Origin of the sequence: Sedimentitalea todarodis, assembly GCF_032595355.1 — a bacterium.
GTDB lineage: Bacteria > Pseudomonadota > Alphaproteobacteria > Rhodobacterales > Rhodobacteraceae > Sedimentitalea > Sedimentitalea todarodis.
This window is the reverse complement of the sequence record NZ_JASMWN010000023.1, coordinates 48,785-68,257: the sequence shown is the minus strand read 5'-3', so window position 1 is coordinate 68,257 and position 19,473 is coordinate 48,785. Positions and strand designations below refer to the sequence as shown.

Sequence of the window (19,473 nt, the reverse complement as noted above, 5' to 3'; positions counted from 1 at the left end):
CCATAGCAACAAACGGCCCACCAAGACCAACCCCGCGATTTCCCGCCTGAGCGCTTCTCCGACGCCAGGCAACGCCACGCGCTACCCAAACGTCGCTCATGGCGTCCGAGAAACCTGCATCGATCCGGGCCTTCGCCGCAATAGTCACGAAGGACTGCTAACCGAAACGTGCACCCTTTTATCGAGGCTATCCTCGACGAAACAACCACATAGCCGCCGAAGCCCACCGCCTGTTCCCGTTGATTTGCGCCTGATTCCAGCCGATTTTGGTGCAGATACCCTGATCTGCGAGGCAGCTATGAACACACTCTTTCTTTTGATGGCGCAATATGACGCCTGCGCAATTGTGCCTGCAGAAACCGTCTGCCAAGACTACTTCTCGCATCTGACACTGGCAAAATTCTTGCGCAAGATCGGTTCAGGAGACATCGATCTGCCGCTAACTCGTTCTGAGAAAAGCCAGAAAAGCGCCCGGGGCATCCACATTCAGGACCTTGCGGAATATCTGGACAGGCGACGAGCGCTGGCCTTGTCAGAAGCCCGCGCTTTTCAAGAACGGGCCTGAAGTCGAGGCTAACGGCGATCCTAGATACATCGCGAATTTTCCGATCAACGCCGCTGACTTACAATTTCCTTGACCGCCGGCGCAGGCAGAGCGGTCGCGTATTCAATCGCGTGCATCTCCTCGGTGGCAAGATCGCCAAGGGAAGCGGTCATTGATCTAACTTGCGGCGAATAACTGGAAAGAGACCAACCTGTGAATTGGAATTTTGTGCTGCGTGCGCTCGCAGAGTGCGAAGTGCTGCGTGAGCGCAAAATCCGGTGCCGCCGCGCAGCGGAAAAACCGGCTATTCATGTCGACAGCAGCGAGGATCCGATGTCGAATTCACAGACTGCGGGACAAAGGGAGCGTTCGCAGCGTTTGCGCAGGAGACTGCTTTCATGCGCTTTACGGACCTTCACCTCATATTGCATACAAGTTGCACGCCTACAGTGGCTACGACCTTGATTCAGGTGGACGGTCTGTCCACTCCTCCATGGGGGAGACAGCTTCACGAAGAAACTGTCTTTTTAGGACGCGGGTTGTCTTTGCTCGCGGAAGGCGTTTCAGTTTCACACTAAGCATGGCGCTCAAACACAAGTGTTTCCCCACCGCGCAATACAAGTAGCGTATCAAAAGGGTCACGTTGCTCCCCCATTTCCATGCCGGGAGAGCCAATCGGCATTCCAGGGACGGTCAGGCCAAGGGCGTCGGGGCGCTCGGCCAACAGGCGTTGGATATCAGCCGCCGGGACATGGCCTTCGATGACATATCCCTCGATGAACCCTGTGTGACAGGAACTGAGCTCGGGCGTTATTCCCGCTTTGTCTTTGGCGGCCCATAGCGCGTCTTGCGTGACGTCTTGTGCATCCACGCTCAGACCTGCGGCCTCAATATGGGCGATCCACGCCGAGCAGCAACCGCAAGTGGGTGATTTGAGCACCTCCATGCGTGGCGTTGCGGCAAAAAGCGGGCCGGCGGCAAGCACGGTGCTTGCGCCAGTCAAAAGGAAATTTCTACGGTTCATTACGTTTCTCCTATCGTGTTTGATCTTGTCGCCACGCCGTTCAAACCACGCGCAGCCATGTCATCATTCCGCCCGCAGAATGCTCCAGCATGTGACAATGCAACAGCCAATCTCCGGGATTGTCGGCAACAAATGCAATCTGCGCGGTCTCGCCTCGGTCCATAAGAAGCGTATCACGCAAAGCGCCTGCTGTTCCATCGTCGGCGATCTGGCGGAAATGGTGACCATGAAGATGCATCGCGTGGGGCCAAGCGGTATCGTTGGTTATGTCGATCCGAACGGTTTCGCCCCGATTGGCCGCAACCAAAGGCGCATCCGGCATGTCGGCCATGCCGTTGAAGGCCCAGACCTTACCGGCACCGGCCATCTCGCGCATGCCCATCATCTGTCCGCCCATCATGGCACCATCCATACGTCCCATGGCCCCTCCCTCCATCAAAAGCTTTGCCGTTCTGGCAGTTTGCAAGGGGCCAAGCTGCGGCACCGGGTTGGGTGGCAGTGGTGAGGGAGCGTCCAGACGTTCGGATCGGGCCACCGCTGTGACATCAAAGGATGCAATTGCATAGCCGCCGTCACGCTCGAAATTGACAAGCAAGGCTTCCTCGCCAACGCTTGCCGTCACGTCGACGATGATGTCCGCCCGTTGCGCAGGTGCCAGTGTCAGGCGACCCAACGATTGGGGCGCATCAAGCGGCATGCCGTCCAACGCAATCAACCAGCCCTCTAGGCCCTGAGCCTCAAGCGAGAAAATCCGCGCATTGGCGGTGTTCACGAGGCGCAGCCGGTGACGGCTATGCCGTTGAACCGTCGTGCGCCAGTCTCCGGTCCCATTGACGGTGATCCAGTTCCCGATCCGACCGGCATGTGCCCAGTCGTGCATGTTGCCGAAACCGCCTGCGATCTGGGCATCCTCCGTCAGACGCCAGTCATCGAGCAAGAGCACCTCATCGCTGTCGACTTCTGGGCCGCCGTCAGCCTCTTCGACGATAAGAGCGCCCGAAAGCCCACGCGCCATCTGTTCATAGGACCGATTGTGCGGGTGGTACCAATAAGTTCCGGCATCGGGCAGCACGAAGTCATACAGGAACGTCTCTCCGGGCTCGACGACGTCTTGTGTCAGACCGGGCACGCCATCCATCGCGTTGTCGATGCGGATCCCATGCCAGTGGATGGTTCCCGGCTGCGGCAGTTCATTGACAAACCGGCGCGTCATGCGGCCGCCCTGCGGCAGCCTGATCGTAGGGCCCGGAACCGCTCCGCTATACCCCCAGACTTGAGTTTCAGGATAGTTTGCAGGCGCAAGTTGAAGCACGCCTTCGCGCGCAATTAGGTCTTGAGGCGTTTGTGCCTGTAGAGAAGTCGGACGAAGGCCAGTTGCCACTAGCACCCCAAACATTCCACCTCCAAAAGTCCGGCGTGTGATAGATTTCATAGGAAACCTCCCTTGTTCATTTTCGTGATTTGACCTTCGGCAGCGGCACGGGCGGTTTGATTTACAGCCTCGGGTGCGCTGACTGTGGTCAGAATTGCGGTCGTCAAAAGGATCAGCGCAACAAGTGCAGTTTCCATTCGAATGCTTCCACGCAGACGCGCGCCAGCTCCCTGCTCTTGACGCAGCAATGCGGGCGTCAGGCGCAGCTTGTTCCATGCTGCAAAGGCGATGATTGCAAGGAAAACGCCAAGCTTGATCGCAAAAAACTGCCCGTAGGCCGTGAAGAGTGCGGTCAGCACATTGCCCGTAAGCAGCCACAAGGTCGTTCCGCCTGCCAAGGTTAACGCACCAACGACCCAAACCGCAATCCGACCAAAATCATGGCTGACCTGTCCGGCGACACGCGCCGTGTTCGCCCCGGAAAGGCGGTAGAGCGGCGCGAAGGCCCCGATCCAGAACGCGAGCCCCAAGATATGAAGCGTGATGAGAGCGGCAAGCAAAAGGCGTGGTTCTTCCAGCGTATGGCCACGAAACACGAAGGATGCAGCCACGGTGATGACCCCGAAGGCCGCGAGAGGGCGCCCAAGGCGTGCGGGCAGCATGACCGCACAAATCAATGCCAAACCGACAAGCCTCAAAGCGATGCTGGAGCCCAGCGGGCTTTCTGACACCATTGTCAGCATCATAGGATCCGTTGCGCCCTGCCATGTGCCACCCATCAGAAAACTGGCTCGTAATGGCAGTCGAGCAAGGGACAAAAGGGCTGCTCCAATGGCGCAGAGAACTGACAATCGCCTGAGCGCTTGCACCTCGGAGGGCGGAAGGCGGCGCAGCGCCCAGATGCTCAAAACGCTTCCCATAGCCAAGAAGGCCGTCGCGTAGACAAGCGCCTTCACGACAATCGACAGCCAGGTCACTGCATCAGCAGAAGCGAGAGCGTTCAGCATCGGGTCTCAATTCGAGATTTCAAAGCTGAATGCCCCTTGCATCGGGTGACCATCGGCCGCCAGCCCGCGCCATTCCACGGTGTACTGTCCTGTCGGCAGCACGGGCGGTGTAGCGCTGAATTCACTGACAGGCTGCATGTTGTCAGTGCGCGTCAAGTCATGTGCTGTGCCATCCTGATCCGTGACAGAGATCAGCGTGACGCGCATTGGCATGTCAAAGCGCATTGAAATTATCGGCGGAGATGTCTCCAGTACGATCCCATTCGCAGGCTCTGTTGCCTCTTTCTTGGAATGCGCATTTGCGCTTGGTGGTGCGAATGCCAGCGAAAGCGCGACGATCGCGGCAAGGTAAGTGGCAGGTTTCATATTTTGCTCCTGAGCCTGGGTTCAAAAAATGCTGACCGGAAACAAGGTCACCGGCCAGCCGTCGTCGCATTATTCAGGCATCATCGCGCCAATTGCGTACATGCCGTCGTCGCCCTTGATCAGCATCAGCGTGACTGAATCCCCAACCGCAATGTCACCCATCATTTCCGCGTCGGGCATCATCGCCAAATCCATTGTCATTGCAGGCCAGCCGATTTCGGGGATCGGCTCGTGACTGATATTGGCGGTGCCCTCACCGATGGAATTCACCACCGCCTTGGTATGCACGGCACCTTCCATCATTTCGTCACTCATCGGCATATTTGAATGATCCATATTCGAGTGGTTCATTTGCGCCAACGCCAGAGGCGCGGTCAAAACCAGAACAGAGAAGGCAAGAGAGAGAGTTTTCATAAGTATTCCTTTCGGGTTGGGTTGATTGTCAGGCATTATTCTGCTGGTACAGGTGCTGCGGGTTCATTGGCTGGTTGCAGCAATTCCCGGTTGACCCGTTTCAGGGCCAGCCTTTTCCAGATCACGAAGATTGCAGGAATGACAAAAAGCGTGAGCACAGTCGCGGTCGCCATGCCTCCGATCATGGGCGCGGCAATCCGCTGCATGATCTCGGATCCGGTGCCCGTCCCGTACATGATGGGAATGAGTGCGGCGAAGATGGTGGCAACTGTCATGACTTTGGGACGCACGCGCAGGAGCGCGCCCTCGAAAACCACTTCCTCCACATCCATTGACGTCATTTCACGCCGCTCAGCTGCGGCCGCTTTCTTGCGCTTTTCCCATGCCAGATTGAGGTAGAGCAGCATCACGATGGCCGTCTCAACCGCCACGCCAGCAAGTGCGCTAAAGCCCACCAGCACCGCGATCGAGATGTCAAAGCTCAGATACCACAGAAACCAGACGCCGCCGGCCAAGGCGACCGGCAGGGCAGCGAGGATAATCCCGACCTCGATCGCGCGGTTGAAGGCCATGAACAACATCAGCGTGATGATCAGCAGGGTCGCGGGGGCCACGAGTTTGAGCCGTTCCTGCATGCGTTCGATGTATTCGTACTGGCCGGACCATGTGATCGAATAACCCGTTGGCAGCGTGACCTGATCAGCGACAAGCGCACGGGCTTCATTTACATAGCCACCCAAATCACGCCCCGCGATGTCAATGAATACAAATCCGGTGCGGCGGGCGTTCTCAGAGCGGATCATGGCAGGGCCATCGACGACCTTGATCTCGGCCAGTGTGCCCAGCGGAATATGCGCGCCCGACGGCGTCACCACCGGCAGATCGCGCAGCCGTTCTGGGCTGTTGCGCCATTCCTGCGGGTAGCGCAGGTTGATCGGGAAACGCTCGAGCCCCTCGACGGATTCAGACACCTGCATGCCGCCAATCGCCGTCTGCACCACATCCTGAATGTCGCGGACGCTCATCATGTAGCGCGCTGCCGCGTCGCGATCGACGTTGATCTCGATGAACCGCCCGCCGATGGGCCGTTCGGCATAGGCCGAAGCCGTGCCGTCGATATCGCCCACAACGCGTTCTACCTCGATCCCGATTTGTTCGATCACGCTCAGATCAGCACCGGAAATCTTGACGCCGACTGGCGTCTTAATGCCGGTCGCCAGCATATCGATGCGGTTTTTGATTGGTTGTATCCAGACGTTGGTGACGCCGGGAATTTGGACGATGCGGTCCAGCTCATTACGGATCATCTGCATCGTCATACCCGGTCGCCAGTCTGCCTCGGGTTTGAGTTGAATCGTGGTCTCGATCATCGTCAGCGGCGCGGGATCTGTGGCCGTGTCCGCACGGCCCAGCTTGCCATGCACGGTCAACACCTCGGGCACGGTTGCGATCAAACGGTCAGTCTGTTGCAAAACCTCGCGCGCCTTGCCGATGGACACGCCGGGATAAAGCGAGGGCATATAGAGGAAATCACCCTCATTCAATTCCGGCATGAATTCGGTCCCGATCCGCTGCAGCGGCCACCACATCGACGCCACCAACAGGCCTGCCAGCAGCGTCGTGGCCCACGGCCATGCAACAGCGGCATCCAGAAACGGGCGGTAGATCCAGATCACCAGCCTGTTGAGGGGGTTCTTCCGTTCGGGGATGATACGACCCCGTATGAAGTATCCCATCAGCACAGGCACCAAGGTGATAGACAGGATCGCGGCGGCGGCCATCGCGTAGGTCTTGGTAAATGCCAGTGGCTTGAAAAGCCTTCCTTCCTGGCTTTCCAGCACGAACACCGGCAGAAAGCTGACCGTGATGATCGCCAAAGAGAAGAAAAGTGCCGGGCCCACTTCCTCGCAGCATTCCGTGACAATGCGCCAACGGTTCTTGTTGGTAAGTTTCTCGTGCTCGATCCGCCGGTGCATCGCCTCGATCATGACGATCGCGGCGTCCACCATCGCGCCAATGGCAATCGCGATGCCGCCCAACGACATGATATTGGCGTTCACGCCCTGGAATTTCATGATGATGAAGGCGGCAAAGATGCCCAGCGGCAGCGACAACAGGATCACCAGCGACGACCGGATGTGCAAAAGGAAAGCCGCACAGACCAGAATGACGACGATGAATTCCTCAGTGAGTTTCTTTTGCAGGTTCTCGATGGCGCGCTCGATCACGCCCGCCCGGTTGTAGGTGGTGACGATCTCGACGCCCTCTGGCAGGCTCGCGCGCAATTCCTCAATGCGGGTTTCCACCGCTTTGATAGTGGCCAGCGCATTGCCGCCCCAACGCAAGATCACCACGCCGCCGACCGCGTCACCTTCGCCGTTGAACTCCCCCACACCGCGTCGCATTTCGGGTCCAAGCCGGATGTCAGCCACGTCGGCCAGGGTGATCGCGGCCCCGCGCGCGTTGACCATCAACGGTGCCTTGGCGAGATCAGCCAATTCATCGACATAACCCGTGGACCGGACCATGAACTCGGCCTCGCCCATCTCGATCACGCTACCGCCTGTCTCGCGGTTCGCGCCTTGGATGGCGTTACGGATTTGCGCAAGCGTCACGTCATACGCGCGCAGTTTGTTGGGATCGACGACGACCTGGTATTGCTTGACCATGCCGCCAATGGTGGCCACCTCGGAGACGCCATCGACGGTCTGCAATTCGTATTTCAGGAACCAGTCCTGAAGCGTGCGTAACTCTGCCAGATCATGGCCGCCGGTTCGGTCGATCAGCGCGTATTGGTAGATCCAGCCCACGCCCGTCGCATCCGGTCCTAGTTGTGGGGAGACGCCTTCGGGTAGGTCGGCCGCGATCTGGCCGAGGTATTCCAGCACCCGCGTGCGCGCCCAATACAAATCGGTGCCGTCCTCGAACACAACATAGACATAGCTGTCGCCAAAGAACGAGAACCCGCGCACATCACTGGCACCCGGCACGGCCAGCATGGCAGTTGCAATCGGATAGGTGATCTGGTCCTCGACCACCTGTGGCGCTTGCCCCGGATAGGGCGTTTTGACGATCACCTGCACATCCGACAGGTCCGGAATGGCGTCTACAGGGGTTTCCCGTATCGCCCAGATGCCGGCAACTGCCATCATAACCGCAAGGGCAAGAACGATCACGCGGTTCGCGATGGAGGCGCGAATGATGGCGGGGATCATTGGGTCACCTCAGTCGTCGGGGCAATCCCCACGAGGGTCAGCGAGAAATCAGGGTTGCGCTTAAGAAGAAGCGTGACCTCGTCTCCCTTGGGCAAAGCTGTGACATCAAGTGTGGGGTCTAGGGCAAAGTCCATCGTCATCCCCGGCATGCCGATCTCCATCATCGGGCCATGGGTGATGTTGGCCATACCCGCAGCTTCATCCACTGCATTGATGGTGCCGGACACCTCCATTGGTGGGACAATCGGTTTGGCGGCGGAAAGGATCATTGTCATGCCATCGGGGCGCGCGAAGGTCAGGGTCATTTCCCGCCCCGTGATCAACGCCGCAGGATCCAGTGTCTCATCCACGGCAAACCCCATGGTCATGCCGGGCATCCCAATCTCGACAATGGGTCCATGCGCGATCGTGGCCATGCGCGTCTCTTGATCGACCGCCTCAATCGTCCCGGACACAACAATCGGCCGGGCCGCAATATCTTCTGTCGCCACTTCCATCGGTTCGGACATGCTCACCTCGTTTTCGCCCACCATGTCGCCTGCGCGCACGGCGACGATCGTGAACAACCCGTCTTCGCCTTTGGACAAATCAAACTCGACGGGCACATCAAGCGGCACCTCTGCTACGTCAAACCCTGCGACAGGCATGTCCATCTGCATCGAAGGCCACCCCAATTCGGGGATCGGATTATGAGATAGCGTCAACTTGCCATCTGCCGTGACGGCCATGACAGTTCCAGTGCCTGTCGCGGCAATGCCATCATCGCTGCCAAGCTCGATCAGGCTCAGCAACCCATCGGCCCCGCGTGCAGCCCGGAACGCAACCTGCTGACCCAGTTCCAAACGACCCAGCGGGATATCGGCGCGCAGGGGGAAATGCGATGTCATCGCGGGCCAATCCAGCGCCTCCAAAGCCGCATGCCTGATCGTGGCACTACGGTTTTCGATATCGAGCGCAATCAACGCGCCAGTCCCGCGCGCCGGAGCCTCATCTGTCGGGGCCATGCGCATCAGACCAGCGCTCAGCGCGCTTTCGCTGTCGATCAGGAACTGGGCGGAGGCCACGACTTCTTCACCGGGGGCAAGGCCCTGAACAACTTCCGTCCGGCCTCCTCCACCGAAATTGTCCCGCAAACCGGTCGTGATCAGGCGGGGCTTGAATGTGCCTTCCCCGGTTTTCAGAATGACCCGTTCGGCAGCTCCTGTGCGAATGATCGCCTCGGTCGGGACCGTCAAAGCCATGCGTGTCTCGTTAGGGATCAAGCTGACATTGCCAAACATATTGGGCCTGAGCAGCCCCTCCGAATTATCAAAGCGCAGGCGCACGGGCAGAGTGCGCGTCTCGGCATCGAGTTCGGGATAGATATAATCGACCACGCCCTCGAAGGTTCGCCCGTGCAGGTGTTCAAACCGGGCGACCGCGCGCATGTCATCCGTCATGCGGGCGATGTCACGCTCGAACACATCGACGATAAGCCAGACGGCACTGAGGTCGGTCAAAGAGACAGCGCGGACACCTGGTTGCAGATACATCCCGTCAGCGGCTTCAAGCGAAATAACCACACCGTCCTGCGGCGCCAAAATCTCAATGTTGCGCGCAAGCACGCCCTCGGCTTCGATCCGGGCGATTTGGTCGTCTGACATCCCGTGGCTTCGAAGCTTGCTCCTGGCTGCTTCAAGAACACGAGGATCGCCTGCTTCCACAGCGCGTACAAGATCACCGCTGGAAGATCCGATAAGAGGCGAAAACATCTCAAAAAGGATGTCACCTTTGCGGACGGGGTCCCCAACAGCGCGGACATTCAACGCCTCGATCCAGCCCTCGACGCGGGTATGCACATGGCTTGTCAGGTGCTCGTCATAGCCAACAAAACCGACCGTCTCGATCTGTTGCGAAATCTCGGCAGTCTGCGCAATCGCAGTACGCACACCGATGGCATTTATTTCGGCGGCAGACAACGTGACCTCTGCCGGATCGCCCGAGGGTTGGGTCGATGCGAGACCTCAACAAGGTCGAGCACCTGGGAGTTTCTCGCATCCTACCGTGCCGGCAGCACACCCCTTCGTGCACACTTGGTATCATGGCACTACACGCGACGTTGCCACCATGGGAAGCATGATGGGTCACGGCGTACTGCAGGCATTGTCACAGATGAATGGTCCACTTTTGGATCGGCAACCTCTAAGCCTTAGCAACGCTATCGCGTCGTTTTTCGAAACCTTGGTCACCGAGCAAATGATGCTGCGCATGCCGGAGGAAAAGCGACCGCTCTTGACAGCGGGTTTCCTGGAGGATCGTTTGAACACGATAGAACGGCAGGCCATGTTTTACCGCTTCGAGTGCAAAATGCATGCACTATTACCCCGTCTGCATCCAACCCGTAGAGCATCCCTTGGTAATGAAAGTTGTACTGGTGGAGCTTTCCGAACAACGCGGAATAGATATTGTTTCCGCCGGCATCGAACCTGCGGCGGGCCGAGGCCGCCTGCAGGATTGCCGCCGCCAATTCTGACCGCCGAATCCCAAGGAGTGCAGCCTCCGTGCTGTCCCCCCTCCTCCGCGCGAACTGCGCTGCCTGCTCTACCGCGTTTTCCACGGCAAGGTTAAGCGATACATCGTCCCCTTCGAGCTCGGACACTGCTTGGCAAACCTGCCTGCAAACACCGATGTCCCCTAGGCACTGCAGGGCCTGCAAAACCCACAAAACCAGCGCCGTGACCTCGCCTTGTTGTGCGGTCGGCTCGTTGGTAGAAGCCAGGTGACGCAGTACACTCGCGTAGCGGATCAAGCCCTCGATTTTGTGCGGCGAAACACCCCGTGCCTCTTCGCCGAGCATCAACCCAGTTCTTGTCGTGATGGAACTGCCGACGAAGTGACGAAACCATTGATCGGGTAAATCGAGCGCCAACCGCGCACACTCGGTGTTCCAACTTTCAAGCTCCGCGGTGGATATGGCCGACCCTTCCCCCAACGCGTGCCACAGCAGGATATTACTGCGCGAAACGATGTGCCCCACTGGATGGAGTTCTGGCAGCGTTGCCCGAAGGTTCTTCGCAAGGCGCGCCACCACGTCGTGCGTCAACTCTGGAACCTGGATTCCCTCGGCTTCCATGCGCAAGAGCTCGGGCACCGCCTCAGACCGCTGTTCGTGCGCGTTCTCGAAGACCTGCTCCAAGCGCAGGGACGCGGGGTCAATTTTGTTCGCCAAAAGGTCGTGGCACCATTGGGAACTGTCCCGACCGACGGCGCGGATTTCGAGCATAAGCGGATTGTCACCTTGCAAGTAAAGCAACCTGTGTGCCCGCGTGAAGGTCCCAAAGATCGGGTCATCCGAGACATCGATGCCGAAAGTAAGATCGAGCGACCATTCACCTGCCCGCTCTTCGATCCCCGTCGAGGAGACCCGTTCCTTGAGCCCAAGTAACCCGAGACGCCCAGACAGGATCTTTTCCTGCGTCACGAAGTATTCTCGCGCTTGCGCTTCACCGGGCAACCGACCTGAGCCCAGCCCGTAAACGCTGCTCCGTACCTGGGGAAACACGTCCCGGGAAGTGAGCACTGTTACAGAGACCTCCGATCTCGTGGGCCAGTCCCGTTCGACGTTCGTGACGTAGCGCGCGTATACTTCCCCCAGACCAGCACCAACAGCGAAACGGATGAATTCCGACGAGAGTCCTAGCAAGTCGGCAAGGTGGTCGGTCAATGGTAGATCCTATCGATGAGGCATCGCTGTTTCGTTTCACTTTAACAAAAGGTTGCGTGTGTTCGCAAAGCCCAGTTGAGCCCCGGGGCGTTGGGACCGCCATCCACGCGTTTCCTTGCTGAACAACATGGCCTTTGATTTTCATTCGCAGCCCTGGGATCGCAAGACGAGAGAGTCGAGAAGTCCTGTGCTCAAAAACCGTTGCCAATCGAAGTGTATCGCTTTCGACTATTGATCGATTTGCCGGGCTTGCGCGAACCTTTCTTTGCCCCAAGCCGCGCCGCAACGGCACTGGGAGGCCAAAGCGCAAATAGACACAGCACATGCCCGGAAAGAGACAAATGACTACGTCAAGTTGCAGTGTTGGTGAAATCCCTAGGAAGTTCCAGATCCAATAGGCTTCAGTTCAACCAAATCCGCAAAGCCGCCAAACGCCCGATAGAGCGCGCCAGAAGGCGATTTCATGTTGCACACACAGTGCACATGACACCACTTAACTTATTTAAAATAAATATGAACCTGTCCAATCCATCATTTCGGCGCAATAGAAAGTCTAGCGTGTTGATTTATTTTCATTTTTCTTTTACATTCAAACTGTTGCGAGGCAAAGTTACTACGCAGGAATACGCCCCGATTTGCCCCTTTTCGACGACTCAGCGCACATGATATGGCCACTATAAGCAAGCTTCCCTCCGGTGGATACCGGGTCCAGATCAGACGCAAGGGCCGCTATGCCAGCGAGACCTTTCACCATCGTGACGGCGCCCACAAATGGGTCCGCCAGGCGGAGACACGTGTCGATCAGGGCCTGACACCGAACAAGTCTTCCGCCGCCTGCCTTGCGACGTTTGACGATCTTGTCGATCTGCATGTAAACGACATGTGCGCGGTTGGGAAACCACCTCGCAGAAGTAAGGCCGCGACCCTGGCCACCTTGAAATACGACCTCGGCAAGGAGCGCTTTGGCCATATTGATCGCGCGATGCTGATCGCATATGGTCGCAAGCGCGCATCCGGCCACAGTTACGAGACTGCCGCGCGTTCCTTGCCAATCGACGAATGCAGCATCGAACCCGCCGATTGCCAGCGCACGACCAGTTCCTTGACGCGTGTTGCGCACGCTCGGACCCGGCGTATCTCGTGATAGAGCTTTGGCAGCGTTGTGTTCTTCCTTCTGGTGGTTCCCAGAAGCCTGTCAGATCAGCCCGTATTGCCGGGACTTGTTGCGCAGAAACGGTAGGCCGTTCTCCATCACCTCGGCTTCACCAGAGGCGACAGGCCGCCAGACGGACAGGCCATTCGCGATTTCTGGCGGCATGTTGATAAAGCTCTCCATCGCCAGCCCGCCTTTGAATCCGACTGCGCGCAATGCCGCGAATATTTCATCCCATGCAATCGTTCCGGCCCCGGGTGTGCCGCGGTCGGACTCGGACAGGTGAATGTACAGCAGGTGATCGCGAGCATCGACAATGCCCTGTGCGATGCCTTTTTCCTCGATGTTCATGTGATAGGTATCAAGATGGACAAACATGTTGTCCGCGCCGATGCGCTCGATCATCTCGACCGCTTGCCAACCGGTATTGATCAAATGGGTCTCATAGCGATTGACCGGCTCGATCCCGAACAAAAGGCCCAGGGATTTCGCATGTCGCGCCGTGCGGGTCAGGGCATCTGCGACGTTGTCCAGCTCGCCCTGTGTCGGCGGCAGACCCGACCGTTCGCCGATGCCACCGTAGACCACGCCAGACAACGCCTCTGCCCCGATCGCCGCGCATTGATCCAGCGCAATCGTCAGGAAATCGACCGCGCCATCGGGATTGTGCGACGCCCACACCTCTTGGGGCAGACCCAGCGAACAGACCGCGCGCATTTCTGCGGCTTCCAGCAACTGACGGCTATGCCCGGTATCGACGCTTGGCGGATCGAGCAGCGCGATTTCAAGAAAATCCATGCCATAAGATTTTGCCTTGGTGACTGCTCTTTCACAGCCTGCCCTGTCCCATGTCATGGTCCACATGCTTGTATGAACACCAAAACCTTCCACTATGCCCTCCAATCCCGGCCAGCCTGCACCAGCGCCACCGCAAGTCCTTCATCGACCATCAGTTTCTTGACGAACCCGGCGCGCAGCACCGCGAGGGTCGCCGCCAGTTTGCCGACACCACCGGCGAGCAGGATTGTATCCATCTTCGCCATGTCGGCAGGTTGGACACAGGGGGTGCAGCGGTTCAGCTCGATATCCGCGACGGTGCCGTCGGCCTTGTAGAAGACGCCGCAGCAATCCCCGACGACTTCCGCATCAAGAAGTTGCTGGATTTGGTCAGCGGTGAAGATATCGCCGCCAAAAAGGATTGCGCCTTCACGACATTCGCCGACGCTCATGAAGGCATGATCGGCCTGACGCGCCACATCCATCGCCTCGCGGACGAGCCGCTGTGACATGATCCCTTCGCAGGCGAGCGCACTGTCTGTGACAAAGGGTGCAGGCATCAGGATCGCCCGTCCTCCGGTCTGCGCCGCCAGCCGCACACAGACATCGCCGGGTGCTGTATGCGAGGCATGGGTCACCGACCCCATCAGCGACACAAAGGTCAGGCCGGAATTGCGCACACCTGTGAGATTATCCGCCATCGCGGAAAGTGTTCGCCCCCAACCCAGCCCGACCGTGGCCTGATTGTCGGATCCGGCAATCCGGGCCAGATAGCCGCTCGCAAGGATCGCAACCGCGTTGCGGGACGTGACATCATCGTCGGTGGCGGCCCCGATGGGTGCCACCAGCACCTCTCTCAGCCCGAACGTATCGACCAATTGATCGGCCAGCGCCAGAGTGCGCGAGGTCCGATGTTCGACCGTAATTCGAACCAGCCCCTGTTCGCGTGCATCGGCCAGCATCCGCAACACCTTGAAGCGCGAAATGCCCAACCGCTTGCTGACTTCCTGCTGGCTCAAATTGCCAACGTAATATAGCCACGCAGCCTGCGCGATATCGTCATCAGCCTGGCGTTTCTGCATCAACATCGCGCGCCCGAGACTCCTGGAATTCCTGCGACAAAATAGCTTGACCAACGAAATGATACTTATATAGTCACAAATGTGCAGTCAATGCACAAGTGTTGAATGAGCATCCGATCATACGGCTGCGGCCCTTATCCCCGGAGGTTCAAAGTGACGTTTTCTGCTTGGGTTGTTGGCCTTGCCCCAACCCCGGTCAATGACCCGCAACTGCGGGCATAGGGAGGAACAGATGAAGACCAAGATCAAACTGCTGGCCAGCGCGACGCTAGCATCCACCGCCTTGTTGGGCACTCAGGTTGCAGCGGACGGCCACTCCAAGAACATCGCCACCGTGGTCAAGATCGCCGGCATCCAGTGGTTCAACCGCATGGAAGAGGGCGTGAAGCAATTTGCGGAAGAGACCGGCATGAACGCATTTCAGGTCGGCCCGGCACAGGCGGATCCCCAGCAGCAGGCCGCATTGATCGAAGATATGATCGCGCAGGGCGTCGATGCACTTGCCGTCGTTCCGATGTCACCCGAAGCGCTGGAACCGGTTCTTGGCCGCGCGATGGAGGCTGGCATCACCGTGATAACCCACGAGGCGGCTGCGCAGCAGAACACAACCTATGATCTGGAGGCCTTCGTCAACGAAGATTTCGGCGCGAACCTCATGGAACAGCTTGCGACCTGCATGGGGGGCGAGGGCGAATACGCGGTCTTCGTCGGCTCGCTGACGTCCCAGACCCACAACCAATGGGTGGATGGCGCAATTGCCCATCAAGAAGCCAACTATCCGAACATGACGTTGGTCGGCGACAAGAACGAGACCTTCGACGACGCAGAGCAGGCCTATACCAAGTCGCAAGAAGTCCTGCGCGCCTTTCCGAACATCAAGGGCATGCAGGGGTCGGCCTCGACCGATGTCGCGGGCATCGGTCGCACGATCGAAGAGCGCGGAATGGAAGACGACACCTGCGTCTTTGGCACCTCCCTGCCGTCGATCGCCGGTCAGTACCTTGAAACAGGCGCTGTGGATGGCATCGGGTTCTGGGATCCGGCGGTTGCCGGCGAAGCCATGAACAAACTCGCCGTCATGGTGATGAACGGTGAAGAGGTCACCGACGGCATGGACCTTGGTCTACCCGGCTATGAGAGCGTGTCGCTCGATGGCAAGGTTATCTATGGTCAGGCCTGGGTGAACGTGAACCAGGACAATATGAGCGAATACCCGTTCTGATCCTGACACATTCTGGGGCGGCTCATGGGCCGCCTCCTCTTTCTGAATACACTTCAATCAAGTTGGTTGTTCATGTCCTCAGACCATGACACCGCGTTTATCGACCTGCGTGCCATCACCAAACGCTACGCAGGTGTGACAGCGCTCGACTCTGTCGATTTCACCGTCCAACCCGGCGAAGCGGTCTGTCTGGCCGGGGAAAACGGGTCTGGAAAATCGACACTCATCAAGATCATTTCAGGTGTTGAACCCGCCACCGAAGGCACCATCCACATTGCCGGCCAGGAGCGGACGACGCTGAACCCGCGCATCTCGGCGGCGGCGGGTGTCATGGTGATCTTTCAGGATTTCTCGCTGTTTCCGAATTTGAGCGTGGCCGAGAACATCGCCTTCGCCACCCAGCTTTCGACGCATCAGCGCTTCTTCAAGGCCCGCGCCTCGCGCGACATCGCCAGCGCCGCGCTGGACCGGATCGGGGTTGAGATCGACCTCGACGCGCGCGTGGAGTCGCTGCCCGTGGCGCAGAAACAGCTGGTCGCGATCTGCCGCGCGCTGGCGTCCAAGGCACAGCTGATCATCATGGACGAACCCACCACCGCGCTGACAGACAAGGAAGTGCGACGGCTTCAGGGTATCATCCGGATGCTCAAGGACGAAGGTGTCGCGGTAATTTTCGTGAGCCACAAGCTGGCCGAGGTGCTCGAGGTGTCGGAAAAGGTGGTTGTCCTGCGCAACGGCAAGAAGGTCGCCGAAGGTCCCGCATCAGATTTCGATACGCAATCCCTGACCTATCACATGACCGGACGCGATGTACCCATCGTTCCGCCCAGCGACGTGACCGCGGGTGCCCAAACGCTGATGGAGGTCAAGGGCCTCGGCAAGGTTGGGTCTTTCGCGGACATCAATTTTGAGCTCAAGACCGGCGAAGTGCTCGGCATCACCGGGCTTCTCGGGTCCGGGCGGACGTCTGTCGCCAAGGCGCTCTTCGGACTTGTGGCCCCGGATTCGGGCAGCATTAGGGTAGACGGGCAGCCTGTGCCCATCGGCGACCCACAGGCGGCATCAACGGCCCGGATCGGCTATGTGCCGGAAGATCGCCTGACCGAAGGGCTCTTCCTCAGCCAATCCATTCTTCGCAACGTCGCCGTCGGGCGGCTTGATGCACACACAAGCAGCGGATTTCTCAATATGGGCGATCTTGCGGAGGAAGCCGCAGAGTGGCTTCGCCGGCTCAAGGTCAAGGCCCCGGATATCGAGGCCCCCGTGCAGTCACTCTCCGGCGGCAACCAGCAACGCGTCGCGTTGGCGCGTTGGCTGTCGCGCGCGCCGCGTGTGCTGATCCTGAACGGCCCCAGCGTCGGTGTCGATGTGGGTTCAAAGGCCGACATCCACGACATCATCCGCGATCTGGCGAGCCAGGGCATCGGGATAATCGTGATTTCGGACGACCTGCCCGAACTCCTGGCCACATGTCACCGTATCCTGGTGATGAGGGACGGGCGGATCATTGACACGCTGGACGGAAAATCGGTGACCGAAGACGACCTCGCCCACAGGCTTGCCTCATGACCAAATTGTTCCCCAGGGATTTCTGGACCCGCAACGAAACGCTGGTTGCCGGTGTTATCGTGCTTTTCTGCATCATCGCAACGCTGTCGGATCCGCGGTTCTTCACCATCACAACCGTGTCGGATCTTCTGCGGGCCTCCATCGTGATCGGCATTCTGGCCGTCGGTGCGATGCTGGTTCTTGTGTCGGGCGGAATCGACGTCAGTTTCACCGCGATCGCTGTCTTCGCGATGTATTCGTCAACCGTGCTGTCGCTGGCCATATGGCCCGGGATACCCTGGCCGATGATCTTCGTGATCTCGGTCATATTCGGCGCTGGTTTGGGTGCGGTCAACGGGTTCTTCATCGCCTTTCTGGGCCTGCCCACTCTGATCGTCACACTCGGCACCCTGTCGATCTTTCGCGGGTTCCTTCTGACCTTCATCGGATCGCAGCGGATTTCGGATCTGCCGCCCTCGATGCGTGATTTTTCACGCGGTGTCATTGCGCGGGGCACCACCGAGGCCGGGAACTTCTATTCGATCCCCTGGGCGGTGCTTGCGCTCTTTTTCGTGATCGTCCTGACATGGTTCATCCTCAAGAAAACCATGCTGGGCCGGTCGATCTATGCCATCGGCGGATCGGTCGAAAGCGCGCGGCGCATCGGTATCAACGTCAAATGGACCCAGTTCTTTGTCTATGTCTATGTGGGCGCCTTGGCGGGGCTTGCGGGCATCATCCACGGTTCGGTGGGGCGCATGGCCGATCCGTTTTCGCTGGTCGGGCTCGAGTTGTCGGTGATCGCAGCCGTTGTTCTGGGCGGGGCGCGGCTGATCGGAGGATACGGCACGCTGACCGGTACGATGCTGGGCGTCGCCCTGATCGTCATCGTCCAGAACAGCCTGATTGTCGTCGGCATTCCGACCACATGGCAATCCGTCACAATCGGCGTCCTGATCCTGCTGGGCACCGGCGTTCCCGCCTACCGCGCCAAGCGGGCAGCGGCACAGGCGGGGTGAAGTGATCATGTCAACAAACACATTCATGAAGAACGCCACCGCAGCCCCGGAATTCCGGTTGCTGGTCATAGCGGTGTTCATCTTTGGCTTGATGTCGGTGCTGTCGCCAGACAGGTTCCTGTCGTCGCAGAACCTGACCTCTATGGCATTCCAGTTCCCGGAGTTCGCCATTCTGGCCCTGGCGATGACCATAGCGATGATGACCGGAGGGATCGACCTGTCGGTGGTGGGTGTCGCCAACCTGTCAGCGGTGGTGGCCGCGCTCATTCTGACCCAATTCTCGGATACCGGGATGCCCGCTTCGCAATCCGCGATCTGGCTTGCCATCGCAATCACAGCCGCGCTTTGTGTTGGTGCCATTGCAGGCTTGATCAACGGGTCGCTGGTCGCATTCTTTGGCCTGCCGCCCATTCTGGCCACACTCGGATCGGGTCTGGTCTTTACCGGTTTTGCCATTGCCATGACCGGAGGCAGCGCGGTGATGGGCTTTCCCGAAACCGTGGCGCTGATCGGGAACGCGAAATTGGTGGGTATTCCGGTGCCTCTGATCCTCTTCGCACTCCTTGCCGTGCTGCTGCACCTGATCCTGACGCGCACTGCCTTTGGTCTGCGGGTAACGATGTATGGTGCCAACCCGTTGGCAGCCCTATATGCCGCCATCGACATCAACCGTATGCTGCTCAAGGTCTACGTGATCGCGGGGATGTTCTCGTCCATCGCGGGCCTCATCGTCATGAGCCGCGCCAATTCGGCAAAGGCGGATTACGGCTCGTCCTACCTGTTGCTGGCGGTGCTGATCGCCGTACTGGGTGGGGTGAATCCCTATGGCGGCTATGGCCGCGTGATCGGAGTCGTTCTGGCGGTGCTGTCCATGCAGTTCCTGTCGAGTGGTCTGAACATGCTTCAGGTCTCGAATTTCGCGCGGGAACTGATCTGGGGCGCGCTGCTGATCCTGGTCATGGTCATGAATACACATGCCGTCGCTGCCCTGCGCGGCAGCTTTGCGAAATCATCGAAATAGCGAACC

At 58.8% G+C, this 19,473-nt stretch carries 16 protein-coding genes; 6 read left to right on the top strand and 10 right to left on the bottom strand.

Translation table 11 applies throughout. The features are described from left to right. A partial coding sequence (locus tag QO231_RS21600) for a pyocin activator PrtN family protein (RefSeq protein WP_316781518.1) occupies window positions 1-565 on the top strand: 565 nt, incomplete at its 5' end. Window positions 566-1,118: 553 nt separating this feature from the next. Here the strand turns inward: QO231_RS21600 and QO231_RS21595 are convergent. The 8 genes from QO231_RS21595 to QO231_RS21560 all read right to left on the bottom strand — a co-directional run bounded on the left by QO231_RS21595 (window position 1,119) and on the right by QO231_RS21560 (window position 11,645). Next, window positions 1,119-1,568 (bottom strand): DUF411 domain-containing protein, encoded by a 450-nt coding sequence (locus QO231_RS21595; protein WP_316781515.1) that lies wholly within the window; start codon window positions 1,566-1,568, stop codon window positions 1,119-1,121. 40 nt (window positions 1,569-1,608) lie between these two features. Next, window positions 1,609-3,000 (bottom strand): multicopper oxidase family protein, encoded by a 1,392-nt coding sequence (locus tag QO231_RS21590; protein WP_394356670.1) that lies wholly within the window; start codon window positions 2,998-3,000, stop codon window positions 1,609-1,611. Then, entirely contained in the window at window positions 2,997-3,947 is a 951-nt protein-coding gene (locus QO231_RS21585; RefSeq protein ID WP_316781509.1) for a copper resistance D family protein, read from the bottom strand. The genes QO231_RS21590 and QO231_RS21585 overlap by 4 nt, the downstream gene beginning before the upstream one ends. Window positions 3,948-3,953: 6 nt before the next feature. Continuing rightward, entirely contained in the window at window positions 3,954-4,313 is a 360-nt protein-coding gene (locus QO231_RS21580; protein WP_316781506.1) for a copper resistance CopC family protein, read from the bottom strand. A 69-nt stretch (window positions 4,314-4,382) separates the two neighbouring features. Beyond that, window positions 4,383-4,727, bottom strand: coding sequence for a copper-binding protein (locus QO231_RS21575; protein WP_316781503.1), 345 nt, complete (start codon window positions 4,725-4,727; stop codon window positions 4,383-4,385). 35 nt (window positions 4,728-4,762) lie between these two features. Beyond that, window positions 4,763-7,942: an efflux RND transporter permease subunit gene (locus QO231_RS21570; protein ID WP_316781499.1), complete on the bottom strand. Its 3,180-nt coding sequence runs from the start codon at window positions 7,940-7,942 to the stop codon at window positions 4,763-4,765. After that, window positions 7,939-9,900, bottom strand: coding sequence for an efflux RND transporter periplasmic adaptor subunit (locus tag QO231_RS21565; protein WP_316781496.1), 1,962 nt, complete (start codon window positions 9,898-9,900; stop codon window positions 7,939-7,941). The genes QO231_RS21570 and QO231_RS21565 overlap by 4 nt, the downstream gene beginning before the upstream one ends. 266 nt (window positions 9,901-10,166) lie before the next feature. Next, window positions 10,167-11,645, bottom strand: a complete 1,479-nt coding sequence (locus tag QO231_RS21560) for a S1 domain-containing protein (protein WP_316781494.1) — start codon at window positions 11,643-11,645, stop codon at window positions 10,167-10,169. A gap of 667 nt (window positions 11,646-12,312) precedes the next feature. On the opposite strand from QO231_RS21560, the gene QO231_RS21555 reads away from it, so the two are divergent. Beyond that, window positions 12,313-12,789 carry a hypothetical protein gene (locus QO231_RS21555; RefSeq protein WP_316781491.1) on the top strand — a complete coding sequence of 159 codons (477 nt, stop codon included), beginning with the start codon at window positions 12,313-12,315 and terminating at the stop codon, window positions 12,787-12,789. A gap of 51 nt (window positions 12,790-12,840) precedes the next feature. On the opposite strand, the gene QO231_RS21550 is transcribed toward QO231_RS21555, so the two are convergent. Together QO231_RS21550 and QO231_RS21545 are read right to left on the bottom strand one after the other, a co-directional pair. Next, the gene (locus tag QO231_RS21550) at window positions 12,841-13,653 is read right to left on the bottom strand and encodes a sugar phosphate isomerase/epimerase family protein (RefSeq protein WP_316781488.1); all 813 of its coding nucleotides are present in this window, start codon (window positions 13,651-13,653) and stop codon (window positions 12,841-12,843) included. A gap of 35 nt (window positions 13,654-13,688) precedes the next feature. Beyond that, a complete protein-coding gene (locus tag QO231_RS21545) occupies window positions 13,689-14,663 on the bottom strand; it encodes a sugar-binding transcriptional regulator (protein ID WP_316781484.1) in 975 nt (324 codons plus the stop codon). A gap of 226 nt (window positions 14,664-14,889) precedes the next feature. Between QO231_RS21545 and QO231_RS21540 the strand changes: the two genes are divergently transcribed. From QO231_RS21540 to QO231_RS21525, 4 genes are all read left to right on the top strand, one after another. Continuing rightward, the gene (locus QO231_RS21540; RefSeq protein ID WP_316781481.1) at window positions 14,890-15,879 is read left to right on the top strand and encodes an autoinducer 2 ABC transporter substrate-binding protein; all 990 of its coding nucleotides are present in this window, start codon (window positions 14,890-14,892) and stop codon (window positions 15,877-15,879) included. Between the two features lie 72 nt (window positions 15,880-15,951). Then, window positions 15,952-17,448, top strand: coding sequence for a sugar ABC transporter ATP-binding protein (locus QO231_RS21535; protein ID WP_316781477.1), 1,497 nt, complete (start codon window positions 15,952-15,954; stop codon window positions 17,446-17,448). Further along, entirely contained in the window at window positions 17,445-18,446 is a 1,002-nt protein-coding gene (locus QO231_RS21530) for an ABC transporter permease (RefSeq protein ID WP_316781475.1), read from the top strand. Before QO231_RS21535 ends, QO231_RS21530 begins: the two co-directional genes overlap by 4 nt. Window positions 18,447-18,453: 7 nt before the next feature. After that, entirely contained in the window at window positions 18,454-19,467 is a 1,014-nt protein-coding gene (locus QO231_RS21525) for an ABC transporter permease (protein ID WP_316781472.1), read from the top strand. Window positions 19,468-19,473 lie beyond the last annotated feature (6 nt).